This window comes from Nocardia pseudovaccinii (assembly GCF_050942345.1).
Taxonomy (GTDB): domain Bacteria; phylum Actinomycetota; class Actinomycetes; order Mycobacteriales; family Mycobacteriaceae; genus Nocardia; species Nocardia pseudovaccinii.
On the sequence record NZ_CP192074.1, the window covers coordinates 1,182,788 to 1,208,626 of the forward strand.

25 protein-coding genes are annotated in these 25,839 nt (G+C 66.3%); 19 read left to right on the forward strand and 6 right to left on the reverse strand.

Annotated elements, in window-relative coordinates; genetic code table 11:
- Nucleotides 1-185 precede the first annotated feature (185 nt).
- Nucleotides 186-2,564, forward strand: coding sequence for an ATP-binding cassette domain-containing protein (locus ACQPZ2_RS05465; RefSeq protein WP_433524588.1), 2,379 nt, complete (start codon nt 186-188; stop codon nt 2,562-2,564).
- 61 nt (nt 2,565-2,625) lie between these two features.
- On the opposite strand, the gene mscL is transcribed toward ACQPZ2_RS05465, so the two are convergent.
- Both mscL and ACQPZ2_RS05475 read right to left on the reverse strand, forming a co-directional pair.
- A complete protein-coding gene (gene mscL, locus ACQPZ2_RS05470; protein WP_433524589.1) occupies nt 2,626-3,072 on the reverse strand; it encodes a large conductance mechanosensitive channel protein MscL in 447 nt (148 codons plus the stop codon).
- Nucleotides 3,073-3,196: 124 nt separating this feature from the next.
- Nucleotides 3,197-3,931, reverse strand: coding sequence for an SDR family NAD(P)-dependent oxidoreductase (locus ACQPZ2_RS05475; RefSeq protein ID WP_433524590.1), 735 nt, complete (start codon nt 3,929-3,931; stop codon nt 3,197-3,199).
- 159 nt (nt 3,932-4,090) lie between these two features.
- Here ACQPZ2_RS05475 and ACQPZ2_RS05480 point away from each other — a divergent pair, with 159 nt between their 5' ends.
- From ACQPZ2_RS05480 to ACQPZ2_RS05505, 6 genes are all read left to right on the forward strand, one after another.
- Nucleotides 4,091-4,912 carry an alpha/beta fold hydrolase gene (locus ACQPZ2_RS05480; RefSeq protein WP_433524591.1) on the forward strand — a complete coding sequence of 274 codons (822 nt, stop codon included), beginning with the start codon at nt 4,091-4,093 and terminating at the stop codon, nt 4,910-4,912.
- Nucleotides 4,913-5,087: 175 nt separating this feature from the next.
- Complete coding sequence (mshA, locus tag ACQPZ2_RS05485; protein ID WP_433524592.1) at nt 5,088-6,524, forward strand: D-inositol-3-phosphate glycosyltransferase; 1,437 nt, start codon at nt 5,088-5,090, stop codon at nt 6,522-6,524.
- Nucleotides 6,521-7,024, forward strand: a complete 504-nt coding sequence (locus tag ACQPZ2_RS05490) for a YbjN domain-containing protein (protein ID WP_433524593.1) — start codon at nt 6,521-6,523, stop codon at nt 7,022-7,024. Before mshA ends, ACQPZ2_RS05490 begins: the two co-directional genes overlap by 4 nt.
- A gap of 134 nt (nt 7,025-7,158) precedes the next feature.
- Nucleotides 7,159-8,064, forward strand: a complete 906-nt coding sequence (locus ACQPZ2_RS05495) for an ROK family protein (RefSeq protein WP_433527331.1) — start codon at nt 7,159-7,161, stop codon at nt 8,062-8,064.
- 51 nt (nt 8,065-8,115) lie between these two features.
- Nucleotides 8,116-8,853 (forward strand): phosphoglyceromutase, encoded by a 738-nt coding sequence (locus tag ACQPZ2_RS05500; RefSeq protein ID WP_063046068.1) that lies wholly within the window; start codon nt 8,116-8,118, stop codon nt 8,851-8,853.
- Between the two features lie 350 nt (nt 8,854-9,203).
- Nucleotides 9,204-11,255, forward strand: a complete 2,052-nt coding sequence (locus tag ACQPZ2_RS05505) for a CocE/NonD family hydrolase (RefSeq protein WP_433524594.1) — start codon at nt 9,204-9,206, stop codon at nt 11,253-11,255.
- A gap of 92 nt (nt 11,256-11,347) precedes the next feature.
- On the opposite strand, the gene ACQPZ2_RS05510 is transcribed toward ACQPZ2_RS05505, so the two are convergent.
- Nucleotides 11,348-12,013, reverse strand: coding sequence for an NADPH-dependent F420 reductase (locus ACQPZ2_RS05510; protein ID WP_433524595.1), 666 nt, complete (start codon nt 12,011-12,013; stop codon nt 11,348-11,350).
- Between the two features lie 91 nt (nt 12,014-12,104).
- Here ACQPZ2_RS05510 and ACQPZ2_RS05515 point away from each other — a divergent pair, with 91 nt between their 5' ends.
- From ACQPZ2_RS05515 to ACQPZ2_RS05525, 3 genes are all read left to right on the forward strand, one after another.
- Nucleotides 12,105-12,488, forward strand: a complete 384-nt coding sequence (locus tag ACQPZ2_RS05515; RefSeq protein WP_063046071.1) for a winged helix-turn-helix transcriptional regulator — start codon at nt 12,105-12,107, stop codon at nt 12,486-12,488.
- Between the two features lie 130 nt (nt 12,489-12,618).
- Entirely contained in the window at nt 12,619-13,854 is a 1,236-nt protein-coding gene (locus ACQPZ2_RS05520) for a sensor histidine kinase (RefSeq protein ID WP_433524596.1), read from the forward strand.
- Nucleotides 13,851-14,540 carry a response regulator transcription factor gene (locus ACQPZ2_RS05525; protein WP_040696229.1) on the forward strand — a complete coding sequence of 230 codons (690 nt, stop codon included), beginning with the start codon at nt 13,851-13,853 and terminating at the stop codon, nt 14,538-14,540. The genes ACQPZ2_RS05520 and ACQPZ2_RS05525 overlap by 4 nt, the downstream gene beginning before the upstream one ends.
- An 81-nt stretch (nt 14,541-14,621) precedes the next feature.
- On the opposite strand, the gene ACQPZ2_RS05530 is transcribed toward ACQPZ2_RS05525, so the two are convergent.
- Nucleotides 14,622-14,954 (reverse strand): hypothetical protein, encoded by a 333-nt coding sequence (locus ACQPZ2_RS05530; RefSeq protein WP_433524597.1) that lies wholly within the window; start codon nt 14,952-14,954, stop codon nt 14,622-14,624.
- A gap of 69 nt (nt 14,955-15,023) precedes the next feature.
- Complete coding sequence (locus tag ACQPZ2_RS05535) at nt 15,024-15,887, reverse strand: hypothetical protein (protein WP_433524598.1); 864 nt, start codon at nt 15,885-15,887, stop codon at nt 15,024-15,026.
- A 163-nt stretch (nt 15,888-16,050) separates the two neighbouring features.
- On the opposite strand from ACQPZ2_RS05535, the gene ACQPZ2_RS05540 reads away from it, so the two are divergent.
- The 9 genes from ACQPZ2_RS05540 to ACQPZ2_RS05580 all read left to right on the forward strand — a co-directional run bounded on the left by ACQPZ2_RS05540 (nt 16,051) and on the right by ACQPZ2_RS05580 (nt 24,780).
- Nucleotides 16,051-17,082, forward strand: a complete 1,032-nt coding sequence (locus tag ACQPZ2_RS05540) for a hypothetical protein (protein ID WP_433524599.1) — start codon at nt 16,051-16,053, stop codon at nt 17,080-17,082.
- Complete coding sequence (locus tag ACQPZ2_RS05545) at nt 17,079-18,806, forward strand: hypothetical protein (RefSeq protein ID WP_433524600.1); 1,728 nt, start codon at nt 17,079-17,081, stop codon at nt 18,804-18,806. The genes ACQPZ2_RS05540 and ACQPZ2_RS05545 overlap by 4 nt, the downstream gene beginning before the upstream one ends.
- 143 nt (nt 18,807-18,949) lie before the next feature.
- The gene (locus ACQPZ2_RS05550) at nt 18,950-19,813 is read left to right on the forward strand and encodes a sugar phosphate isomerase/epimerase family protein (RefSeq protein ID WP_433527332.1); all 864 of its coding nucleotides are present in this window, start codon (nt 18,950-18,952) and stop codon (nt 19,811-19,813) included.
- Nucleotides 19,814-19,922: 109 nt separating this feature from the next.
- Nucleotides 19,923-20,807 carry a thioesterase family protein gene (locus tag ACQPZ2_RS05555; RefSeq protein ID WP_084509251.1) on the forward strand — a complete coding sequence of 295 codons (885 nt, stop codon included), beginning with the start codon at nt 19,923-19,925 and terminating at the stop codon, nt 20,805-20,807.
- A gap of 59 nt (nt 20,808-20,866) precedes the next feature.
- Nucleotides 20,867-21,703 carry a pyrroline-5-carboxylate reductase gene (gene proC / locus ACQPZ2_RS05560; protein ID WP_433524601.1) on the forward strand — a complete coding sequence of 279 codons (837 nt, stop codon included), beginning with the start codon at nt 20,867-20,869 and terminating at the stop codon, nt 21,701-21,703.
- Nucleotides 21,704-21,910: 207 nt separating this feature from the next.
- A complete protein-coding gene (locus ACQPZ2_RS05565) occupies nt 21,911-22,201 on the forward strand; it encodes a helix-turn-helix domain-containing protein (protein WP_245721189.1) in 291 nt (96 codons plus the stop codon).
- Nucleotides 22,202-22,369: 168 nt separating this feature from the next.
- Nucleotides 22,370-22,471 carry a 30S ribosomal protein bS22 gene (locus ACQPZ2_RS05570; RefSeq protein WP_003402602.1) on the forward strand — a complete coding sequence of 34 codons (102 nt, stop codon included), beginning with the start codon at nt 22,370-22,372 and terminating at the stop codon, nt 22,469-22,471.
- 249 nt (nt 22,472-22,720) lie between these two features.
- Complete coding sequence (locus ACQPZ2_RS05575; protein ID WP_174566288.1) at nt 22,721-23,752, forward strand: NAD-dependent epimerase/dehydratase family protein; 1,032 nt, start codon at nt 22,721-22,723, stop codon at nt 23,750-23,752.
- The gene (locus tag ACQPZ2_RS05580; RefSeq protein WP_433524602.1) at nt 23,749-24,780 is read left to right on the forward strand and encodes a lysophospholipid acyltransferase family protein; all 1,032 of its coding nucleotides are present in this window, start codon (nt 23,749-23,751) and stop codon (nt 24,778-24,780) included. Before ACQPZ2_RS05575 ends, ACQPZ2_RS05580 begins: the two co-directional genes overlap by 4 nt.
- Here the strand turns inward: ACQPZ2_RS05580 and ACQPZ2_RS05585 are convergent.
- Nucleotides 24,777-25,787: an HAD family hydrolase gene (locus ACQPZ2_RS05585; protein ID WP_157124690.1), complete on the reverse strand. Its 1,011-nt coding sequence runs from the start codon at nt 25,785-25,787 to the stop codon at nt 24,777-24,779. The genes ACQPZ2_RS05580 and ACQPZ2_RS05585 overlap by 4 nt on opposite strands.
- Nucleotides 25,788-25,839: the final 52 nt, after the last annotated feature.

Here is a 25,839-nt window from a genome sequence, read left to right on the forward strand (position 1 = left end):
CCTTCGGGCAATCGCCGCGCTCGACGCCGGTGGCTGCCGCAGGCCACCGGTGTCGACCCCAAATTGCCACGACCGCTGCCGAAGAAGTACCGAACGCACTGCTCGAAGCTGATTAGATCGAGCCAGTCGACTCCGACGGAGACCGCGCATGCGGCCCGCGCAACCAGATGGAGAACCGATCAGTTATGGCCGAGAAGACGGACACGCAAGCCCTGCACGCTGCCGACAGCCACGATCTGATCCGCGTGGTCGGCGCGCGCGTGAACAACCTCAAAGACATCAGCATCGAAATCCCGAAGCGCCGATTGACCGTGTTCACCGGTGTTTCCGGCTCGGGCAAGAGTTCGCTGGTATTCGACACCATCGCCGCGGAGTCGCAGCGGCTGATCAACGAGACCTACAGCACCTTCGTGCAGGGCTTCATGCCCACGCTGGCGCGGCCCGATGTCGACGTGCTCGACGGGCTGACCACCGCGATCATCGTCGACCAGCAGCGCATGGGCGCCGACCCGCGCTCCACGGTCGGCACCGCCACCGACGCCAGTGCCATGTTGCGCATCCTGTTCAGCCGACTCGGCAAGCCGCATATCGGCTCGCCGCAGGCGTTCTCCTTCAATGTCGCCTCGATCAGCGGCGCGGGTGCGGTCGCGATCGAGCGCGCCGGGAAGACGGTCAAGGAGCGTCGTAGCTTCAGCATTACCGGCGGCATGTGTTCGCGCTGTGAGGGCCGGGGTTCGGTCAACGACATCGATCTGACCCAGCTGTACGACGACACGAAATCGCTGAACGAGGGCGCGCTCACCATCCCCGGCTACAGCATGGACGGCTGGTTCGGCCGCATCTTCACCGGCTGCGGCTTCTTCGATACGGACAAACCGATCTGTAAGTTCACTAAACGCGAACTCAACGATCTGCTCTACAAGGAGCCGACCAAGATCAAGGTCGATGGCATCAACCTGACCTACGAGGGCCTGATTCCGCGGATCCGCAAGTCGATGCTGTCCAAGGACGTCGACGCGCTGCAGCCGCATATCCGCGCCTTCGTGGAGCGGGCGGTCACCTTCCAGATCTGCCCCGAATGCGACGGCACCCGGCTCAGCGAACTGGCGCGATCGTCGAAGATCAAGGGCATCAGCATCGCCGACGCCTGCGCCATGCAGATCAGTGATCTGGCCGAATGGGTCAGCGGGCTGAAGGAACCGTCCGTGGCGCCGCTGCTGAACTCGCTGCGGCACACCCTCGACTCGTTCGTGGAGATCGGACTCGGCTACCTGTCGCTGGAACGGCCCGCGGGCACGCTGTCGGGTGGTGAGGCGCAGCGCGTCAAGATGATCCGCCACCTCGGCTCCTCGCTCACCGACGTCACCTACGTATTCGACGAGCCCACCGCGGGGCTGCATCCGCATGACATCCAGCGGATGAACGAACTGCTGCTGCGGCTGCGGGACAAGGGCAATACGGTGCTCGTCGTCGAGCACAAGCCGGAGACGATCGTCATCGCCGACCACATCGTCGACCTGGGTCCTGGCGCGGGTACGGGCGGCGGCACCGTCTGCTTCGAGGGCAGCGTAGATGGGCTGCGCGGCAGTGGCACCATTACCGGCCGTCACTTCGACGACCGCGCCGCGCTGAAGGAGACGGTCCGAAAGCCCAACGGCGCGTTGGAGATTCGCGGTGCGTCGACCAATAACCTGCGGGATGTCGATGTCGACATTCCACTCGGCGTGCTCGCCGTCATCACCGGCGTCGCGGGTTCGGGAAAGAGCTCGCTCGTGCACGGCTCGATCCCCGCGGGCGCAGATGTGGTGTCGGTCGATCAGGGCGCGATCCGCGGCTCCCGCCGAAGCAACCCGGCGACCTACACCGGTCTGCTCGACCCGATCCGCAAGGCATTCGCGAAGGAAAACGGCGTCAAGCCAGCGCTTTTCAGCGCCAACTCCGAGGGCGCGTGCCCCAACTGCAACGGCGCGGGCGTCATTTACACCGACCTCGCGGTCATGGCCGGTGTCGCCACCACCTGTGAGGAATGCGAGGGCAAGCGATTCCAAGCCGCAGTGCTCGAGTACCACCTCGGCGGCCGCGATATCAGCGAGGTGCTCGCGATGTCGGTGACCGAGGCGCAGGAGTTCTTCAGCGACGGCGCGGCGCGCACACCGGCCGCGGAGAAGATCCTGGACCGGCTCGCCGATGTCGGGCTCGGCTACCTCACCCTCGGCCAGCCGCTCACCACGCTGTCCGGCGGCGAGCGGCAGCGGCTCAAGCTGGCCACCCACATGGCGGACAAGGGCGGCGTCTACGTCCTCGACGAGCCGACGACGGGTCTGCATCTCGCCGATGTCGAACAGCTGCTCGGCCTGCTCGACCGGCTGGTCGACTCGGGTAAATCGGTCATTGTCATCGAGCACCACCAGGCAGTAATGGCCCATGCCGACTGGATCATCGACCTCGGTCCCGGTGCGGGCCACGACGGCGGCAAGATCGTCTTCGAGGGCACGCCCGCCGACCTGGTCGCCGAGCGCGCCACCCTCACCGGCGAACACCTGGCGGCATACGTCGGCGCCTGAATGAAAATCGCCCCCGCTCGGCAGAACCGTGCGGGGGCGAAACACATTCGGCGCGTGGCAATTACCGCGCGTTCTCCTTGACGAGCGAACCGTCCTTGCCGAACGATTCGGTGTCGACGACCGAATCCTTCTGCTGCGCGGCGAGCAGATCGCGAATCTCGATGAGCAATTCGATCTCGGAAGGTTCGGCCACCTTGGCGGTGCCGAAGCGGTTCTTCAGCGTCTTCATCGGCACCATCAGCACGAAGTACAGCACTGCGGCGACCAGCACGAAGTCGATGAGCGCGGTGATGATCGGCCCGATCGCGATGAAGGTGGCAGGCTTACCCGAGACCAGCTGAACGCCGAGTCCCAGCTCATTGGTCTTACCCAATACCGCGAGCAGCGGATTGATGATTCCCTTTGTCACCGCCGTCACCACCGAGGTGAACGCGGTACCCATGACCACCGCGACGGCGAGGTCGATGACATTCCCGCGCATCAGGAAATCTTTGAAACCCTTGAGCATGAGGCGAGCTACTCCAATCTGGTCTATCTGCGTGCCAAACACCCGATGCTAATGTCCGCACCACGTAGGAGCGAATTCACAGCAATCGAGAAACGGTCGATCGGATGGAGTATCGCCGATTCCGTCAGCCGCGGCGAGCGAAGCGTCCCGGACCGGCCTGGTCACGGGGCTTGACGATGATCTGGTCCAGATTCACATGTGACGGTCGTGACGTCACGAACCCGATGATCTCCGCGATGTCCTGCGCGAACAGCGGATCAATGCCCTCGTACACCTTGGCCGCGCGCTCCTCGTCTCCGGCGAATCGCACCAGCGAGAACTCGGTTTCCACTGCGCCGGGCGCGATTTCGGTGAGCCGCACCGGCTGGCCGAGCAGTTCGCCGCGCAGTGTGCGGTGCAGTACGGCCTGCGCGTGCTTGGCCGAGGTGTAGCCGGAGCCGTTGTCGTAGGCCTCGAAGGCGGCGACCGAGGTGATGGTGACGATGAGCCCGTCGCCCGAGGCGATCAGCTTCGGCAGCAACGCCTTGGTCACCCGCAGCGTGCCGAGCACATTGGTTTCCCACATCCAGCGCCAGTCGTCCAGATCCGCCTCGGCCACCGGTGTCAGACCCTTCGCGCCGCCCGCGTTGTTGACGAGCACATCGGCGTTCTCGATCGCATCGGTGAACGCGCGGACGGAATTGTCCGAGGTCACATCGAGTTCGAGTGCGGTGCCGCCGATTTCGTCGGCGAGACGCCGCAGCCGATCGAGCCTGCGCGCACCGACGACCACGTGATAGCCCTGTTTGGCGAGTTCCCGGGCGGTGGCTTCCCCGATTCCCGAGCTGGCTCCGGTGACGACGGCAGTGCGAATGCTCATGATCCCGATCCTAAGTGCCGACCTTTTCGAGCGACCTGCGCGCAGTCGCTGCCGACCATTTCGAGCGACCTGCAAGCAGTCGCTACGGCGCCGTTTGCTGGTGAGCCCGGCTGTTGCCCGGATCAGCGCATCGGACCGGCCGCCGTTAGCCTCGGTGGCATGGCTATTCGGGAAGCGGTCAGTGCGGACGGAACGAGCATCGTCTATCGGGTCGGCGGCCCGGCCGACGGCAGGCCACTGGTGCTGGTACACGGTTGGTCGGCCAATCTGCAGTGCTGGGGCGCGGCCGCGGACGAGCTGGCCGAGCGCTTCCGGGTGCTCGCCGTCGATCTGCGCGGCCACGGCTACTCGGGGGCCCCGGAAACCGGCTACGACGATCCGAAGAACTGGGCCGCCGATATCGCCGCGGTGCTCGCCGCCGAAGGCATCCGATCCGATGCGGTCCTGCTCGGCTGGTCCTATGGCGGCATCGTGATCAGCGACTACCTGACCGCCTACGGCACCGGCGCGGTCGCGGGCGTCATCTACTCGGGTTCGATGGCCAATATCGGTCGCGCACCCGGTGCGGAGACCGGTTCGGCCATGCAGGAGGCCATTCCCGGTGTGTTCGAGGAGAGCGCGGGCAGGGCGTTGCGCGCGTTCGGCGCCTTTGGCAATGCGAATACCGGACCCGGTCCGGACAAAGGCGTTGATGCGCAGCGCATCTTCGGTGCGAGCCTCGGCACGCCGCCCCGGGTGCGCAAGGCGCTGTTCTACCGGACCGTCGACAACACCGAAACGCTACGTGCCCTGGACATTCCGGTGCTGGTCCTGCACGGGACCAAGGATCCGGTCGTGCCGATCGAGAACGGGCGCTACATCCTCGATGCCGTGCCCGACGGCCGCGGCTCGTTCTGGGAGGACGCGCAGCACGGGCTGTTCATCGAGGATCGCGCCCGCTTCGTCGCCGAGGTGAGCGCGTTCGTCGACAGTCTGAATTAGCCGTCCGAAATTCGCTGGCGCCGCATGCTCGGCTCGAGCAGACTTGTCGTGTCCCGGTGCCGAGATCAGCGCCGGGCAGATATTTGCACCGCGCGTGAGAACCCTCACGAAACTGCTGTGACGACTGTCACTCGGCCCGGTTACGGCGTCTGGGTTTGGCAATTCAACGTGCACTATGGATGGTGTGAGTCAACGCCCGGACCTACGGCCGAATCGGATCGCCGTGTTATCGGTGCACACCTCACCACTTGCTCAACCGGGTACCGGCGATGCGGGCGGCATGAACGTCTATGTCCTGCAAACCGCCATTCAGCTGGCCCGACGCGGCACCGAGGTCGAGATCTTCACCCGGGCCACCTCCTCGAACGTCCCGCCCGTGCAGCAGGCGGCCCCGGGCGTTCTGGTGCGCAATGTGGTGGCGGGCCCGTTCGAGGGGCTGGACAAGCACGACCTGCCGACCCAGCTGTGCCCGTTCACGGCCGAGGTGCTGCGCCAAGAGGCCAGACACCAGCCCGGACACTATGACCTGGTCCATTCGCACTACTGGCTATCCGGTCAGGTCGGCTGGCTGGCGCGCGACCGCTGGCGGGTGCCGTTGGTGCATACCGCGCACACCTTGGCGGCGGTGAAGAACGCGGCGCTGGCCGAGGGCGACTGCCCCGAGCCCGCGACCCGCGAGATCGGCGAGAAGCAGGTGATCGCCGAGGCCGATCGCATGGTCGCCAATACCGCGGAGGAGGCGCGCCAGCTCGTCGAGCTGTACGGCGCCGAGCCCGAGCGCATCGATGTGGTGCCGCCCGGCGCGGATCTGACTCGCTACTGTCCCGGCGAAAAGGCCGCGGCCCGAGCCGAATTGGGGCTGGCCACCGACGAGCGGATCGTCGCGTTCATCGGCCGCATCCAGCCGCTCAAGGCCCCGGATGTGCTGGTCCGCGCGGCGGCCGAGCTGCTGTACCGCGACCCGGCGCGCAAGCTGCGGGTGCTCATCGTCGGCGGACCGTCCGGCACCGGACTGGAGCGCCCCGATTCACTGATCGAACTCGCGGCCGCGCTCGGCATCGCCGAGCACGTCACCTTCCTGCCGCCGCAGCCGCCGGATCGCCTGGTCCAGGTGTATCGCGCCGCCGACCTGGTCGCGGTGCCCAGCTACAACGAATCCTTCGGTCTGGTCGCCATCGAGGCGCAGGCCAGTGGCACCCCGGTACTCGCGGCCGATGTCGGCGGACTCGGCACCGCCGTGCGTCACGGTGAGACCGGCCTGCTCGTCCCCGGACACCGGACGCCGGACTGGGCCGACGCACTCGGCCACTTGCTCGACGACGGTGAGCGACTACGTCGGATGGGTGTGCGCGCGGTCGGGCATGCCGGGCATTTCTCCTGGGAGCACACCGCGGACGGACTGCTCGCCAGTTATTCGGCGGCGCTGGCCGATTTCCGTGCGGTGCGCGCCGGTCTCGGCGCGGGCCGCCGCAAGGTCTTCGAGGCCGCGCGGGCCGAGCTGCCGGAGGAACGCACTAGCCTCACGGGTGAACGCAGTGCTGTTCTCCTCGGCGAGACCAGTCAGGCCAGATCGCGGGCGCTGTGGCGGCGCCGGACGGGAGCGCACCGATGAGCACGGCAGCCGCGACCGCACAGCTGATCGATGAAACGCTGCGCGAGCGCGAAATCGAGTACACCCATCCCAGTCAGGAGACGTTCGTCGTCATCCTGCCCGGTGAGCGCAAACTCAAGACCACCGTGATGCTCACCGTCGGCAAGCACGGACTGCGGATCGAATCGTTCGTCTGCCGCAAGCCCGACGAGAACTTCGATGGCGTCTACAAATTCCTGCTGCGTCGCAACCGCCGCCTCTACGGTGTGGCCTACACCCTGGACCGCGTCGGCGATATCTATCTGGTCGGCCGCATGGCCACCCACGCCGTCACCCCGGACGAACTGGACCGGATCTTCGGCCAGATCCTCGAGGCCGTCGACGCCGACTTCAATGTCCTGCTGGAACTCGGCTTCGCCGAATCCATTCGCCGGGAATGGAAGTGGCGCGTATCGCGCGGCGAATCCTTGCAGAACCTGCTCGCCTTCGAGCATCTGGTCGAGGCCGCAGACCAGCCCTGAACCGGCACATCGCCTATCGCGGGTATGAGCCTGCGCCGAGAGGTGTAGAGACGAAGGCTGGAGTATCCGCGCCCGGAGTAGGCGACAATCGCGCTGTGGCAATGGGCCGCGAGGTACAGGAAGGCAGCCCGGCGATGATGGTTCTTGCTCTGGACATCGGTGCGACGAAATTCGCCGCCGGGGTCGTCTACGGGGGCCGGAAGGTACGCGATGTACGGCGGGTCGATGTGCCTCGGGAGTCGGTGTGGTCGGCGTGCCGCGACCTGCTGCTGGAGGTGGCCGGTGACGCGACGGTCTCGGCGATCGGGATCGGATCGGCCGGACCGGTCGATGTGCGCACCGGCGTCACAGGTCCGCTGAACATTCCGGAATGGAGGCCGGGCTTCCCGATCGTGGCCGAGGTGCAGCGGCTGTTCCCCTCCGCCGCAGTGCGATTCGCCATCGACGGCGCCTGCCTTGCGCTGGCCGAACATCACGTCGGCGCGCTGCGCGGCATTCCGAACGGCCTGGCCATGACGGTCTCCTCGGGCATCGGCGGCGGCATCATCGCCGACGGTCGGGTCGTGCTCGGGCGCACCGGCAATGCCGGACACGTCGGCCATATCGTGGTGCCGGGTTGGGACGTGCCCTGTGAATGCGGTGGCGTCGGCTGCGTCGAGGCGATCGCCAGCGGTATGTCATCGGTGCGCTGGGCGCGCGAACAGGGTTGGCGCGGTGAGACCGGCGCCGGGCTGGCGAAGGCCGCGCACACCGGCAACGAGATCGCACTCGCCGCGCTGCATCGGGCCGGAACCGCCCTCGGCACGGCTATCGCCTCTGCGGCCTCGACGCTCGATATCGATCGGGTGGTGATCGGCGGCGGCTTCGCACAATCGGGTGAACCGCTGTGGGAACCGCTGCGCGCGGCGCTGACCCGGCACGCGGGTTTGGACTTCCTGCGCGAGCTGCAGGTGGTGCCGTCGCGAATCACCAATGGCGCCACCCTGGTTGGCGCGGGTGTGCTCGCCGCGGGCCACGATACGGCCGATGCCATCTCCTGAGCAGTGGGAACGGATGCGAGCCCGGTTTGCGTACATGCCAGAATGGCCTGCATGACGTACACCCTCGTGTTGCTGCGCCACGGCGAGAGCGAATGGAATGCCATGAACCTTTTCACCGGTTGGGTGGATGTGCACCTGACCGATAAGGGCATCGCCGAGGGCAAGCGCGCCGGGGAACTGCTGGCCGAACACGGCATTCTGCCCGATATCGTCTACACCTCCGTGCTGCGGCGCGCGATCAGCACCGCGAATATCGCGCTGGACGCCGCCGACCGGCACTGGATCCCGGTCGTGCGCGACTGGCGCCTCAACGAGCGCCACTACGGCGATCTGCAGGGCAAGAACAAGGCGCAGGTCCGCGACCAGTACGGCGACGACCAGTTCATGCTGTGGCGGCGCAGCTACGACACTCCGCCGCCGCCGATCGACCCGTCGAACGAGTACAGCCAGGAGAGCGATCCGCGCTACGACGGCATCGACGTCCCCAAGACCGAATGCCTGCTCGACGTGGTGAACCGGATGGTCCCGTACTGGGAGTCGACCATCTCCAAGGACCTGCTCTCGGGCAAGACCGTTCTCGTTGCGGCACACGGCAATTCGCTGCGCGCGCTGGTCAAGCACCTGGACCGGATCTCCGATGACGATATCGCCGGGCTGAACATCCCCACCGGTATTCCGCTGCGCTACGAGCTGGACGAGAACTTGCGCCCGGTTCGTCCGCGCGAATACCTGGACCCCGAGGCCGCCGCCGCGGGTGCCGCGGCCGTCGCCAGCCAGGGCGGCAAATAAGCACCTACCTCGATACAAACGCGCCGCGACCGGCCTCGGTCGCGGCGCGTTGTCGTTTCTCGGTAGGACACAGCTGATCCGCTTGCGAGGTCGCGACGGTGGTACCGCGTTCGTCTCGATCGGAAATGGGCTGGTGCGCGGGTCGCGGTCAGTTAGCTGTGACCATCTGGGTTAGTGTGAATTCTGCAGGTTGGCGTGATTTATTCCAGCCTTGTGCAGGCATTATGCGAGGCCAGCTGCTATATGTGAACCGACATTCACCGCGCGATCTAAGTAGCCTCGAGTTCGAACCTACTCGTCGGTATGTAAGCTCTGGTCGTTCGACCAGTCCGAGAGGCGGATCACCCCTGATGCAGACAATGTTGCGTGCCACCGTGGCGGCAGTCGCCACGGCGGTGCTCATTCCATTCGTCACCCAGAGCGCGATCGCCGCGTCGGCGCCGTCCGGTCCCGACGGTGGCGCGGCCGGTGCCGCCTGGGCCGCGACCGAGGACGGACCCCAGCAGTACCCGAATGTGAATATCCAGTGGGATGTGCCGATCACCATGAGCGACGGCACCGTCCTGAAAGGCAATGTGTACCGTCCGGCGGATGCCGCGGGTCGCCCGATCGCCACCCCGACGCCCACAGTGGTGAATCTGACCCCGTACACCAAACTGGTCTCGAACATCGCCGACAGCGCCATGTCCATTCCGGGTCTGTCCGATGCGCTGATCGAACTGTTCCGCCGGATCGACCTCGGCGGCACCCCGCTCTCCGGCGTCACCGATCTGACCAAATCCTTCGGCGGCGGCGAACTGCGCAACTTCGCCGTCGACCGTCAGCTCATCACAAGCGGCTACACCCAGGTCGTGGTCGACGTGCGCGGCACCGGCTTCTCCCAGGGCACCTGGGACATGCTGCGCCAGCGCGAACAGCAGGACACCTACGAGGTGATCGACTGGACCGCGCGTCAGCCGTGGTCCGACGGCCGCATCGGCATGAACGGCCTGTCCTATTCGGGCATCAACCAGATACAGGTGGCCGCGATGCGTCCGCCCGCGCTGAAGGCGATCTTCCCGGTGGTGCCCGGCAGCGACCTGATCAACGATGTGCTCGCGCCCGGCGGCGGCTTCGGCTTCAACTTCATTCCGCTGTGGCTGTCCGCCATCAACGGCCTCAAGCTGGTTCCGGATGTGGCGTCGATGCTCAACGGGCAGTTCGATATGACGTGGCTCGCGGATCGCGCGAAGGATCCGTTCACCTTCATGGATGTGCTGCTCAATGTCTACAGCACCACCCGGATCGAGGATCTGGACCCGCGCGCCGAGGAACTGCTGACCGGTTCGTCGGCGGCGCGCGCGGCCTGGCTCAGCGATCCGAGCCAGATCCAGGTGCCCACCTTCGTCACCGGTGGCTGGCACGATCTGTTCACCTACTCGGAATCCAAGATCTACAACGAGATTCCGCTGCCCGCGGGCCAGAAACAGCTGCTGATGGGCAATACGTACCACATCAGCTCGGGCAATGAATACGGCAAGCCGGGCCTGCCGCCACGCCTGGATGTGCTGCAGCGCGCGTGGTTCGACAAGTGGCTCAAGGGAATCGACAACGGCATCGATGAGTACGGCCCGATCACCCTGCGGCAGCAGGGCGGCGGCTGGATCACCACCGACTCGTTCGCCGATCCACGGACCGGCTCCCAGGATGCCGAATACCGCCGGATGTACCTGTCCGCCAACCGGAGTGGCACCGCGAACAGCCTGAACGACGGCTCGTTGCTCGCCACCGCGAGCCCGGACTCGGCGCGGCTCACCGTCGCGCCAGGCCTGACTACCCTGTGCTCCAACGACGCAGCGCAGGGTAGTGCGGGTTTCCTCTCGATCATCGATGGTTGCGCCAAGGACTCCCGCATCGCCGAGCTGAACGGGCTGACCTTCACCAGCGACCCGGTCGCCGAGCCGACCACCATCTCCGGCCGAATCGCCGCGCACCTCGATACCGTTCAGGATGCGACCGACGGCTACTGGGTGGTCACGGTGAACGACGTCGCGCCGGACGGCCAGTCCACCGTGCTCTCCTCCGGCCAGTTGATGGCCTCGCTGCGTCAGATCGACGAGGCGAACAGCACCCGTTCCGCCAGTGGCGATTACACCGATCCGCGGCCCTACACATCGCTGGACCTGCGTCAGCCGACCGTGCCGGGGGAGGAGACGACCCTCGATATCACCCTGCCCGCCACCGAGGCGATCCTGCAGCCAGGCCATCGCCTGCGCGTGGATGTCTTCGCGGGCAACTTCCCCAAGGGCCTGCCGGTTCTGCCGATGCTGATCGATACGGGTCTGAAACCGCAACACGTGCAACTGGATCCGAATCGGCCGAGTTTCGTGAATCTTCCGGTGCGGGGCAACCCGGGCTGGTAAGCCGTATCCGGCCCGAGCGTGCACCTCTCGCGCATTCAAGCTCGAATCCGCGGGGTATGGGCGGTCGTGCACGCTCGGACCGGGTCCGGTCGCTAGTCGGCCACGGCGAATGCCGCTTCCAACGGCGGGAAGACCGCGCGGGCATCCGCGCCGCCGAACCAGAGGCCGACGGTGAAGACCGAGGTGGCCTCGAGATATTTGGCGCGATGCAGTCCGCCCGCCGAAATCGGTTGCAGCCCGAGATCTTCCGCCAGTGCGGCGACCTGTTGCACCGCGGCAGCGTCGTCACCGCAGAGAGGCACCGCCAGCCTGCGGTCCTCGAAGACGCGGGCCGGTGATTCCCACACCTCGGCGGCACACACGTTGAACGCTTTCACCACGTTCGCCTCGGGAACCGTCGCCGCGATGCGAGCGGCGACCGCGTCCTCGGACAATACGAAAGCCAGAACTCCTTGCGGCGCGGCTTCGTCCGGGAGGAACGCATTGGTGCAGTCGATCACCGTCCGTCCGGCTAGTTCTCCGCTGATTTCACCCAGTACTTCGTCAAGGGCACTTACCGGCAGTGCCAACAGCACGACCGCCCCGAATTCGGCAGCCGCGCCGACACTTCCGCCCCGTGCTCCGTGCTCGATTGTTGCTGCCAGCGCATCCGCGGCCGCACGGGACCGAGCGCCGATGACGACCTCGTGCCCGGCCGCGGCCCAGCCGCCGCCGAGTGCCTTCGCCATCGCGCCCGCCCCGATGATTCCGATTCGCATATCAACTCCTGGTTCGGGATGTATTCGGCACCGACGCTAGGGATTTCGATAGGCACCCGAAGGTGCGCAATGACGATGGCAGGCTGGTGTCATGACGGTCGAACATGCCGAACCCGTGGAATTCGCGCCCTATGGCGACTACGAGGCCGACTGTCCGGCCCGCCTCGGCGTCGACCTGTTCGGCAACCGCTGGCTCTCGGTCATCGTCTATATGCTGCGCGACGGCCCGATGCGTCCCGGTGACCTGCGTATGGCCATCGGCGGCATCAGCCAGAAGATGCTCACCCAGACGCTGCGTCGCATGCAGACCATGACCCTCATCGAGCGCCACCGCTACGCCGAGGCTCCGCCCCGCGTCGAATACGAACTGACCGAAGCCGGACGCGATCTGCTCATCCCGATCTACGCCCTCGGCGAATGGGTCGACCGCCACGGCGACTCGGTGCGGTCGGCAATGTCGGATTCGCCGGAGTAAAAACGATCCGGACTCCGTCGCGCGAACAACGCGTAAACAAGCGGCTAACGGTGCTGGAAGTGCCTATGACCTGCGCGAAACTTCGCGTACCCCGAGTTGGGTTGTCGGTCGGCGACCGTACGATTCAAGTGTGAGTGTTCCCCAGGCCGTCCTACTGGCAGTCCTCGCGGCTGTCGTCGGCCTGGCAGTCGGTGGGCTACTGATCCCGTTCGTGAACGCCAGGCAGGCCGCCCGCAGACAGGCGGATTCCGGTCTGACCATGTCCCAGGTGCTCGACCTGATCGTGCTCGCCTCCGAGAGCGGAATCGCGGTCGTCGACGAATACCGCGATGTGGTGCTGGTCAACCCGCGCGCCGAGGAACTGGGCCTGGTCCGCAACCGGCTGCTCGACGAACGCGCCTGGGCCGCGGTGGAGAAGGTGCTCGCCACCGGCGAATCCAGTGAATTCGATCTCACCGCGGAGAAGCCGCTGCCCGGCCGCGCCCGGATCGCGGTGCGCGGAGTGGCCAGACAGCTATCGCGCGAAGAGACCAGTTTCACCGTGCTGTTCGCCGACGACGATTCTGAGCAGGCCCGCATGGAGGCCACCCGCCGTGACTTCGTCGCCAATGTCAGCCACGAACTCAAGACTCCCGTCGGCGCGATGAGCCTGCTCGCCGAGGCCATGCTGGAATCCGCCGAAGATCCCGACGCGGTCCGGCACTTCGGTCAGCGCGTACTCGGTGAATCCCGGCGGCTGGGCAAGATGGTGACCGAGTTGATCGCGCTCTCGCGACTACAGGGCGCGGAAAAGCTACCCGAGCTCGAGGTGGTCGACGTCGACTCCGTGGTCACGCAGGCGGTCGATCGCTCCCGTACCGCCGCCGAGGCCGCGGGCATCACCGTCAGCACCGACCGCCCGAGCGGACTCGAGGTGCTCGGCGACGAAACCCTGCTCGTCACCGCACTGTCCAACCTGGTGGAGAACGCCATCGCGTACTCACTCGCGGGCTCCCACGTTTCGGTGAGCCGCTCACTGCGCGGCGATCACGTCGCGATGGCCGTGACCGATCGCGGCATCGGTATCGCCAAGGAAGACCAGGAGCGGGTCTTCGAACGATTCTTCCGATCCGATAAGGCGCGCTCGCGTGCCACCGGTGGTACCGGGCTCGGCCTGGCTATCGTCAAGCATGTGGCGGCCAACCACAACGGTGAAATCACCCTGTGGAGCAAGCTCGGCACCGGATCGACGTTCACCCTGCGAATACCTGCCCACCATGAAGCCGACGGCGAAGAAGAGGTCGACGGTTCCGCGGTGAGCATGAGAGAAACACACCCGCGCCCCACGGGGCCGGGCAGACCGAATGGTGTGGAGGCACGCAGATGACGAGTGTTCTGATCGTCGAAGATGAGGAGTCGCTGGCCGATCCGCTCGCGTTCCTGCTGCGCAAGGAGGGATTTGAGGTCACCGTGGTCGGTGACGGACCGTCCGCGCTCGCCGAATTCGACCGCTCCGGCGCCGATATCGTGCTGCTCGACCTCATGCTGCCCGGCATGAGCGGCACCGACGTGTGCAAACAGCTGCGCACCCGCAGCGGCGTCCCGGTGATCATGGTCACCGCGCGCGACAGCGAGATCGACAAGGTGGTCGGCCTGGAGCTCGGCGCCGACGACTACGTCACCAAGCCGTACTCGGCGCGCGAACTGATCGCCCGCATCCGGGCCGTGCTCCGCCGCGGCGCTGGCGATGAACTGGACGGCGGCAACGAGAGCGGTGTGCTCGAGGCCGGACCGGTCCGGATGGATGTCGACCGCCACACCGTGCACGTCAACGGCAGGCAGGTCACCCTGCCGTTGAAGGAATTCGATCTGCTCGAATATCTGCTGCGCAATTCCGGGCGAGTGCTCACCCGGGGCCAGCTGATCGACCGGGTCTGGGGCGCCGACTACGTCGGCGACACCAAGACCCTCGACGTGCACGTCAAGCGGTTGCGCTCGAAGATCGAGGGTGACCCGGCCAAGCCGGAGCACCTCGTCACCGTCCGCGGCCTCGGCTACAAACTCGAGGCTTGACCGTCAGCGCACACTAAAAGTTCCTGCAAAGCGCAGCCGCCGAGGCCCCGACAACCTCGGCGTCTGCTGCGTGCGTCCGAATCAGGGCAGGTAGACCCAGGTGGGGCCGAGGCCGGGGACGTCCTGCTTGTGCAGGGTGATCCAGCCGAGATCGTCTTCCTGCATGCATTCGTAGACGTCGGCCGCGCTGGTGCCGCGGCACGCGATGGTGTGGGTGACGCCATAGGGGCTCATGATCAGGTTCTTGCCGTTCGCCTGGGCGTCGATCGCCTCGGGGGTGTTGGCGGGCAGGAAGTCGGCGGTGAAATCGGCGTATTTGGCCGGGTCGCCATTGGGTTCGGCGTGCGCGGCACCGGTCAGTGCGGCGGTGGCGCCGAGCGCGATGGCAGTCAGGGTCAGGGCTTTCTTCAACATGACCGCACATCCAACCGCATATGAGTAAAGCGTGCATGGCGGGCAGGTGAATCGCCCGCTATGCAAACCTCACGCCGGCTGGTCGGCGATGGGTTGGTCGGATTTCATCCGATCGGCATGCACGGTCGCGGGATGGATCGCGATGAGGCCGAGTCCCTCGCGCCGCTTGCAGTGCCTGGCCAGCTCTTCGTAGGCGGGTGCACCGAGCAATTCCTTCAGCTCGGGAGCGTAGGACTGCCATACCGGACGGGCGCCCACATGCGCGTCGGGGGAGCCGGAGCAGTACCAGTCCAGGTCCTCGCCGCCGGGACCCCAGCCGCGCCGGTCGTATTCGGTGATGGTGGTCTTCAGGATCTGCACGCCGTCCGGGCGCTCCACCCAGTCCTGGGTGCGCCGGATCGGCAACTGCCAGCACACATCCGGCTTCACCTCGAGCGGCTCGATGCCCTTGCGCAACGCCATGGTGTGCAGCGCGCAGCCGACGCCGCCCTCGAAGCCGGGGCGGTTCAGGAAAATGCAGGCGCCGTCGAAGCGGCGGGTGCGCAGGGCGGGCTCGTCCTCCAGCTCGTCGAGCTCCAGATAGCCCTTCTTGGTGATCTTGCCCTCGGCGTCGGTCGCCTCGTCCATCAGCTGCCAGTCGCTCGGTGTGAGCATTTTCACAGCATTGGTCAGGCGCTTGCGATCGTCCTTGTCGGAGAGGAACGCGCCGTGCGAGCAGCAGCCGTCATCGGGGCGGTCGCTCAGTATTCCCTGACAGGCCGGAGTTCCGAAGACGCACGTCCAGCGCGACAGCAGCCAGGTCAAATCCGCGACGATCACATGCTCGTCGTTTGCTGGATCCACGAACTCGATCCATTCACGGGGAAAGTCGAGATCGACCTCCGGCGCCGGATCGATCTTCCGCGCTGGTGGGGGCCTCTTGGAGCCGCTCACGACTGCGCCTCGCTAGCGCTCGGCTCCGTCGTGCGCGGCGCCGCGCTGTGCCTGCTGGTTCGTTCGCTGCGCTCACTCACTGCTGCGCCTACCGTCACACTTCAGGACGCTAACAGTTCAGTCGCCTGGGCTAAAGGGCCGGTTCACCCAGTACCGTATTCATGTGCGGCTTGGGGTACTCGATGTCGGAAGCAATACCGTCCACCTGCTTGTGGTGGACGCCCATCGCGGTGGTCACCCGATGCCGATGAGCTCGACGAAGGCCACTCTCCGGCTATCGGAGAACATGGATTCCGACGGCCGCATCACCGTCCAGGGGGCCGAACGGCTGATCGCGACGGTCGCCGAATTCGCCAGTATCGCCGAGACTTCCGGGTGCGTCGAACTGATGCCGTTCGCGACCTCGGCGCTGCGTGAAGCCGCGAATTCCGATGAGGTGCTCGCCACGGTCCGCACCGATACGGGCGTCGAACTGCAGGTGCTCTCCGGTGTCGACGAGGCCCGGCTCACCTTCCTCGCTGTGCGTCGGTGGTACGGCTGGAGCCCGGGCCGGATCCTCAATCTCGACATCGGCGGCGGCTCACTGGAAATGACCAACGGCGGCGATGAGGAACCCGATGTCGCGCTCTCGTTGCAACTCGGCGCCGGAAGATTGACCAGAGAATGGCTGCGCGAGGATCCACCGGGCAAACGCCGCGTCGCGGTGCTGCGCGATTGGCTCGACGCGGAACTCGTCGCACCCGCGAAACAGCTGCTGGACGTGGGTAAACCGGATCTCGCGGTCGGCACATCGAAGACGTTTCGGTCGCTTGCCCGGTTGACCGGAGCGGCACCCTCTTCGGCCGGGCTGCGGGTGCGCCGTACACTCACCAGCTCAGGTCTGCGCCAACTGATTGCCTTCATCTCGAGAATGACGGCGGCGGACCGTGCAGAATTGGAAGGCGTAAGTTCCGATCGGTCACAGCAATTGGTGGCTGGCGCACTGGTCGCGGAGGCGAGTATGCGGGCACTATCGCTGGATACCCTCGAGATTTGTCCGTGGGCACTGCGCGAGGGGCTCATCCTGCGCAAACTGGATACCGATATGAACGGCGGACCGAGGGCTACGGCATTGCCGGGTTCCGTCGCGGAAACGAGCGGTAAGCCGGTGCCCGGCGGCGGTCTATCGGGCCCGATCGAAACGGTGTCGTCATGAGTGAGGATTCCAAGCAGCTATCGGTTGCCGAGCTGCTGGCACGCAACGGCCAGCAGGGCGCGGCATCGCCCGGTGGCGGCGGGCGGCGGCGGCGCAGTGGCCGCGGCATCTCGGTCGCCGAGCTGACCGGTGATCTGCCCGCCATTCCGGCTGGCGGCGGTGGCCATTCGGCGCACGCCGCACCTGAGGAGGACGAACCGGCGTACGAACCGCCGTCGTACGAATCCAATGGGTACGAATCCAATGGGTACGAGGCCAGCGGGTACGAGGCCAACGGGTACGACGCGTCGGGTTACCAACCCTCCGGTTTCCAGTCCGGCGGATACGCGGGGTCCGGATTCGAAACGCCTGCGCCGGAACCCACTTCGTACGCCGCGCCGGATCCGGCGCCGTACGCCGCACCCGAATTACCGAACTACTCGCCGATGTCGGGGCCGATCACCCGATACGACCCACTCTCGACCTACGCCGCTCCGGCGGCGCCCGCCGATCCGCTGCCCGCGCCGGGATATTCGAGTCGGATCATGCCGGGGCGGGAAATGCCGGGCGCGGATTCGTCGCGGCATTCCGCACCCGCGGATCCGCTGTCCGCGCCGATATCCGATCTGTATGCCCCGGCACCGGATCCATACACCCCGGCCCCGGATCCGTACGCCCCGGCACCAGATCCGTATGCGCGGGACCCGCTTGCAGACGGCGCGGTCGGCTCCGGACGGACCGGCCGCAGACGTCGGCATGCCGAACCGGAGGAAGAGACCACCGACGTACAGCCGCTGCGCGATCTCGGCCGCGGCATCGGCGCCCCGCCCGAAAGCCCGCCGAACGGATCGAGATCCGGCGGCCGGGCCGCCCGGCGACGCGCGGCGGAGGCCGAAGCCGAAGCCAATAACGCCGGACCCTCGACCGCGCCGTGGTCGCCGTCCACCAGTGGTTTCGCACCGGAGTCCGCGCCGCTGCCGATGCCCCCGCGGCCGGACGGTCCGGCGCGTGGCGCCCATCCCGAGCCGCCGGATCAGCGAAGATCCGCACGATCGGACGGTCCGGCCGATGGCGGTCTGCCTGCCTGGTCGGTGCGAAGACATGTACCGCCCAAGGGCAACGCGCCCGAATCCGAGAGCATCCCCACCGCTGCGTGGTCGCTGGCAAGTCAGGATCAGCAGCTCGTCTCCGGCCAGACCGTGGCGGGCGACCTGCTGCGCGACGAAGTCGAACGTGCCGAGGCCGAGCGGGCGAACGGGCGCGCTGCCGAACGCAACGGGCGTGGGCGACGTGGCCGATCGCAGCCCGCCGAGCCGGATGTGTACGACGGTCTGACCGATGTGTACGAACCGTTCCCGACCGGTGATGTTCTCGACGACGAGGATTTCGACGGCGACGATGTCGATTCGGATCATTCGTTCGCCTCCCGCCTGTCTTCGAGACGCGCGCGCTCGCGGGTCGCACGCAGGTCGGAGTACGACGCCAATCGCCGCCAGTGGATGATTCTCGGCGGTCAGAGCACCGGCGCCGCGGTCGCCGGAATGTTGCTCTTCAAGGGCTTCGAGCGCATGTGGGAAATGCTGCCCTGGGTGGCGCTGTGCCTGGCGATGATCGTGATCCTGGGCTTGGTGGCGCTGGTGCGAATACTGCGGCGCACCGATGACATCCTCAGCACGGTGATAGCCGTCGTCGTCGGCATCTTTGTCACCCTGGGACCGCTAGCCTTTCTACTCAGTACGAACTGAGCAGGGAGCAGGCTGTGGGGAACATCGGGCAGGCGGACGACACCAGAACGGCGAGCGTGGCCAAGGGGCTCGCTCCCGATCCCGACGTGCGTGCCGAACCCGATTCGCCGGTCGAAGCGGCCGCTGGATCCGGCGGTCAGCAGATCCTCGTCGGTCTCTCGACGGCCTCGGTCTATCCGCAGAACACCGAGGCGGCCTTCCGATACGCGGCCGAAATCGGTTACGACGGTATCGAATTGATGGTCTGGGCCGAGCCGGCCAGCCAGAGCATCGCCGCCGTCCAGGCGTACTCGCGCAAATACGGTGTGCCGGTACTGGCGATCCACGCGCCGTGCCTGCTGATCTCGCAGCGGGTGTGGGGCTCGGATCCGGTGGCCAAACTCGAGCGCAGTGTGCGCACGGCCGAGGCGCTCGGCGCGGGCACCGTGGTGGTGCATCCGCCGTTCCGCTGGCAGCGCAGGTATGCGCAGGGCTTCGCCGATCAGGTGGCCGAGCTGGAGGAGCACAGCCACGTCATCGTCGCGGTGGAGAATATGTTCCCCATGCGCGCGGACACCCTCTTCGGCCGCAAAACCGGGTCGGCGAAGCGGCTGGAGCGCCGCGGCGGTCCCGGTCCCGGCCTGACCGCCTTCAGCCCGTCCTATGATCCGACCGATACCGGATTCCGGCACTACACCCTCGATATCTCACATACCGCGACCGCGGGCGCCGATCCGCTGGCGCTGGCCGCGCGGATGGGCACCGGCCTCGCGCACCTGCATCTCGCCGACGGCCGCGGTGCGGCGCACGACGAGCATCTGGTGCCGGGCGACGGCACGCAGCCGTGTGTCGAGCTCTGCGCGGCACTGCTGCGCTCCGGTTTCGCCGGTCACGCGGTCGCCGAGATCAATACCCAGAATGCCCGTACCACCCAGGGCCGCACGGGCATGCTGAACCGGACGCTGGACTTCGCCAGAGCACACCTCAACGCACCCGCTCCCGCCCCGACGCACGCCAACCAGGTGTGACGCCGCACCGATCTGTCGGCAGAGGGGAATTCGAACCCCGAACCGCTTCGTTCTACGCTGTACGAACGCCGCGTCCCGCCGACGCGGCCGACCGACGATAGGAGTGACGATGCCGGAGTTGACCGCCGATCTCGAGCAGGCCATCACGACGGACGCACCCTTCAGCCGGGTGTGCACACTGACCGAACTGCTGTCGGCCAATCCGGATACCGGCCGCTACCTGGGCATCATCGACAAAATCTGGACCATCGGGCCGAAGGTGCACGGCGGCACCATGGTCGCGACCAGCGCCGCCGCGGCAACCCGCTGGCTGCGCGCCTCCGATCCGGCCCTGGTGGCCATGGCGCCCATCGCGGCGAGCTCCGATTTCCTCGGTGCACCGGAGCCGGGCGAGGTCGAGTACGAGGTGCACATCCGCAAGGTCGGTCGCCAGATCTGCCTGGTCGATGTGAACCTGATCCAGAGCGGGCGCACGCTGGTGCGCACCGCGTTCACCTTCGGTCATCTCGACGATGCCGATCCGATCTACGCGCAGCGGCATGCGGAAATGCCGATCGAACCGCCCGCCGACGCCGTCGGCTACCGGGATTCGTCGATGGGCAAGGTCGTCCATGTGGCGCGCGGCGCCGAACTGTTCATCGACCGCGAGTGGGCCCGATTCCTCGACGGTGCGAAAGGCGAACCGCGCCTGCGTCTTTGGATGCGCCCGTTCGAGGGCGACCAGCAGGATCCGGATATCGCCATGTACTTCGCGATCATGTCCGCCGATATGAGTCCGCCGGTCCCGGCGAACCTCGGCCAGACCGGCTGGGCCCCGACCGTTCAGATGACCACCTACCTGCGCCGTCGCCCGGCCCCCGGTTGGCTGCGGATCATCGCGACCAGCCACGAGATCGGCGAGCGCATGTTCGACGAGGACCAGCTGATTCTCGACTCCACCGGTGCGGTGGTTGCGCAGAGCCGTCAGCTCGCGCTGGTGCCGCAGCGGCGATAGGACCACTGGCTCTTCCCCAGCGCCGAGCCGATATGGTCGCGCGACTAGCCTTAAGGCCCATGACGAGAGTTGCGGTGATCGGTGGCGGTCGCATCGGGGAGGCGTTGATCGCCGGATTGCTCGAATCCGGACGGGCGGCGAAGGATCTGGTCGTCGTGGAGACGCATGCCGATCGGGCCGAACTCATCGGCGACCGCTTCGGCGTGCGGGTCACCGATTCGATCGCGGACGCGATCGTCGGTGCGGATGTCCTGGTCATCGCGGTCAAGCCGGGTGATGTGGATACGGTCATGACCCAGCTCGGCAAGGCCGAACTCGATGCCGACCGGGATCAGATCCTGGTGTCGCTGGCGGCGGGTGTGCCGACGGCGCGGCTGGAGAACAAGCTGCCCGCCGGTTTCCCGGTGGTGCGGGTGATGCCGAATACCCCGATGCTGGTCGGCCAGGGCATGAGCGTGCTCGCGCCGGGCCGCTACGCCCGGACGGAACAGCTGGCCCAGGTGACCGAGCTGCTCGCCGCGGTCGGCAAGGTGGCGACCGTGACCGAGGCACAGATGGATGCGGTGACCGCGGTCTCGGGTTCCGGACCCGCGTACTTCTTCCTGGTGGTCGAGGCCATGGTCGATGCCGGTGTCGGGCTCGGCCTGACCCGCGACGTCGCCACCGACCTCGTGGTGCAGACCATGCTCGGCTCGGCCGCCCTGCTCGAGAGCTCTGGGCAGACCGCTGCCGAGCTGCGTGCCGCCGTGACCTCGCCCGCGGGCACGACCGCCGCCGCGGTGCGTGAATTGGAGCGTGGTGGGGTGCGTTCGGCCTTCCTCGAGGCATTGCACGCGGCGAAGCAACGATCCGTCGAACAGGGTGCCAACGACGGTGCGGGCGGCAGCGCTTCCTGAGATGTCTCGGGTGGGAGTTGATCAAACACCGCGCGTCTACGGGGTGACCGGTCGGTTCCCTGCGTGTAAACCTGATTTCTCACACCCGTCGCAGTAATCCCACTGGTCCCGCTAAGCTTCAAGGAGCACGTGCGTGTCTGTTCCGCCGGTGGGGAAGCCGGCGGCGCGGACGTGCCGGAGGTCAGTGGTGCGATGATGTCTAACAAGATGTCTGCGAATAGTTCAGGGACGTCGCCAGGAAGTTCCGGACCATCGGGTGGCCGGGCTAATTCCCGGACCCAGGGCGGTTCGGGGACTCCGACGCAATCGGTGCTCGGCGGAGGTACTCAGTTCCTCACCGTCGCCGAGGTCGCGAATCTCATGCGAGTGTCCAAGATGACGGTCTATCGGCTGGTGCACTCCGGCGAGTTGCCCGCCGTACGGGTCGGTCGTTCGTTCCGGGTGCATGCCAAGGCGGTGCACGACTATTTGGAGACGTCCTACTTCGACGCTGGATGAGGCGGTTTCATCAGCTTGACGGTGTCCCGGTAGGATGAACCCTCGGTTCGTGTGCGCCTGCCGGCGGCACCGCTTTGTGGTGTCCGGTGCCAGCTGGCGGCGCGGGCACTGAAATAGGCGTACGTGATTGGCGTGCGCGCCGAGTAGAGAGAACGCGAGGACAACCCTATGGGTTCTGTGATCAAGAAGCGCCGCAAGCGCATGTCGAAGAAGAAGCACCGCAAGCTGCTTCGCCGCACGCGTGTTCAGCGGCGCAAACTCGGCAAGTGATTCGCTGCGCGTTAGCTGAGAGGCCCGTCACCGAGTGGTGGCGGGTTTTTCTTTTTGAAACAGCGAATTTTGAAAGTTGCTCATGTATCGGGTGACTGAAGTCATCGTTAGATCCTGGTTAATACCCTCTGCGCATCGGAGTCGACCGGTTACTCTGGTACCGCAGCAAATGGAATTGGGGGGCTGTCACAGTTGGGATCCGGTGCGGTGGGTTCTGAAATACGGGATGGACATACACCCAAGGTGGTGATGGTGACCGGTGCCAGCCGATTCTTCGGCGGCAATGTGGTCGCGCGTTTGGCCCAGGATCAGACCGTCGAACACATCCTGGCCGTCGACACCATGACCCCGAGTCGTGAACTGCAACGACGCATGGGCCGCGCCGAATTCGTTCGCGCCGATATTCGAAATCCCTTGATTCGCAAGGTGATCGGCGGCAATGAGGTCGATACCGTCGTGCACGCCGCGATGCTCACGCATCCACCGGCCGGTGGTGGCCGGGCGGTGATGAAGGATCTCAACGTGCTCGGCGCCATGCAGCTGCTCGCGGTCTGTCAGAAATCGCCTTCGGTGCGGCGCGTGGTGGTGCGCTCGACCTCAGCGGTCTACGGATGCAGCGCGAAGGATCCCGCGAAATTCACCGAAGAAATGAGCGCGCGAACCCCACCGAGTGGTTGGTTTGCTCGCGACATGATCGAAATCGAAGGATTCGTCCGCGGACTCGCGCGGCGGCGTCCCGATATCGCCGCTTCGATTTTGCGTTTGGCGCCCATTGTCGGCCCGCGGTTGGCCCGGCGCGGTGTGCAGTATCTGCGTTCGCCGGTCGCTCCGACGGTTCTCGGCCGCGATGCCAGGCTGCAGTTGCTGCACGAGGAGGACGCCATCGCCGCGATGGCGCACGCGGCACGGCAGGCGCCCGGTGGCACCTACAACATCGCCGGGGACGGCGCACTGGTGTTATCTCAGGCGATCCGGCGCGCGGGCCGGATCGAGCTGCCGATCCCGTGGTCGGTCTTCCGTACCGCGGGCCGCGCGATCATGGGCCCGATCATGCGGGACTTCACCAGTGAGCAGATCGACTATTTCCACTTCGGCTGTGGCCTCGACACCACCCGTATGCGCACCGAACTCGGTTTCGTCCCGCGCTGGACGACGGTGCAGGCATTCGACGACTTCATCGGGGGCGCAGCGTCGCGGCCCGTCATCGATCCAGCGTGGATCGATGCCGCAGAACATAAACTGCTCGGCCTGCTCGGGGCCGCTACGGGAGCACATACATGAATGACGTAGCGAAGGTCATCCAACTCCACGATCTGAATATCGAAACGCGTCAGCGGAACACGCCGCGGCGCTGGCCGGAGCCGGTGGGCGGCGAGGTCGCGCCGAGCCAGGTGGTGACGTCGCTGACCGAACGTCTCGCGGCCGCCGAACCCCCGGCGCCACATTCGGTGTCGGACATGCTGCGCGGCGCCATCGGCAAGCAGATCCGCACCACCGCGGATTTCCTGCGCCGTCGGGTCACCGGCGACTACCAGGTGGACGAATTCGGCTTCGACGAGCATCTGCTCGAATCGTTGATCCTGCCCGCGCTGCGCCCGCTCTCGGATTATTGGTTCCGGGTGCAGGTCAACGGGATCGAGAACATTCCGGAGGCCGGCGGTGCGCTGATCGTCGCCAACCATGCGGGCACCATCCCGCTCGACGGGCTGATGCTGCAACTGGCGATCCACGACCGGCATCCGAAGGAACGTGCGCTACGCCTGCTAGCCGCCGATCTCCTCTTCGAGACGCCGGTGCTCGGCGTGCTCGCCCGCAAGGCCGGGCACACCCTGGCCTGCCATCCGGATGCCGAAAGGCTTTTGCGCGCAGGCGAATTGACCGGCGTGTTCCCGGAGGGCTTCAAGGGCGTCGGCAAGCAGTTCACCGACCGCTACAAGCTACAGCGCTTCGGTCGCGGCGGATTCGTCGCGGCGGCGGTGCGCACCGGCACGCCGATCATTCCGTGCTCGATCGTCGGCTCGGAGGAGATCTATCCGAAGCTGGCCGATATCAAGCCGCTCGCCCGGCTGCTCAATGTGCCGTATTTCCCGGTGACGCCGCTGTTCCCGCATCTGGGTCCGCTCGGTGCGCTGCCACTGCCGTCGAAGTGGTACATCGAATTCGGCGAGCCCATCGCGACCACCGGCTACGAGGCCGAGGACGCGGACGATCCGATGACCATGTTCGAGGTCACCGACCAGGTCCGCGAAACCATTCAGCAGACCCTCTACAAACTGCTCACCAAGCGCCGCAACCCGTTCACCGGTTAATGTTCGCGGCGCCGGGTGACTGCCGCGGCGACCGCGCCACCGGCGGCGCCGAGTGCCAGCGCGGTCGGCACGCCGATCTTGGCTGCCTTGCGTCCGGTGCGGAAATCACGGATCTCCCAGCCGCGATTCTTCGCCACCTCACGTAGGTCCGAATCCGGATTGATCGCCACCGCGGTGCCGACCAGCGACAGCATCGGCACATCGTTGTGGCTGTCGGAGTAGGCCGTACAACGCTTGAGGTTCAAGCCTTCTCGGACCGCCAGCGTGCGCACCGCATGCGCCTTGCCGAGTCCGTGCAGGATGTCGCCGACCAATCGCCCGGTGAACTTTCCGTCGACGCTCTCGGCGACCGTGCCGAGCGCGCCGGTGAGCCCGAGCCGTTTCGCGATCACCTGTGCCAGCTCGACCGGCGTCGCGGTCACCAGCCATACCTGCTGTCCGGCGTCCAGGTGCATCTGCGCCAAAGCCCTTGTGCCGGGCCAGATCTTGTCGGCGATGATCTCGTCGTAGATCTCCTCGCCGAGGGCGGCCAGTTCGGCGGTCGGGCGGCCCGCGATGAATGCCAGCGCCTTCTCCCGGCCCGCGGCCATATCGGTGCTGTTCTCCTTGCCGGTGACCCGGAACTTCACCTGCTTCCAGGCGACGTCCACCAGATCGGAGGTCTTGAAGTATTTGCGCGCGGCCAAGCCGCGGGCGAAATGCACGATCGACGCACCCTGCACCATGGTGTTGTCGACATCGAAGAATGCGGCCGCGGTCAGGTCCCGCGGCACCTCGGGCCCGATGGCCTCGATATCGGCTTCGGCGAGTTCGGCATCGTGCAGCGACAGCGCCGCCTCGGCGCTGGCCTCACCGGCCAGATTGGCCCGCAGCTCTTCCTCGCTCGGGCCGAAGGGGCTGCGAGAGATGCGCGCGAGCTGGTCCTGCAGACCCTGGCCGAGCCGGCCCTGATTCCACCGCACCGGAAACTCACCGAATCGTCCCGCGATGAAACCTGCCCTTGCCACCTTCGATCGTTCCGGCACCAGTACCTCCGCCCGTCGCGCGAACCACAACCAC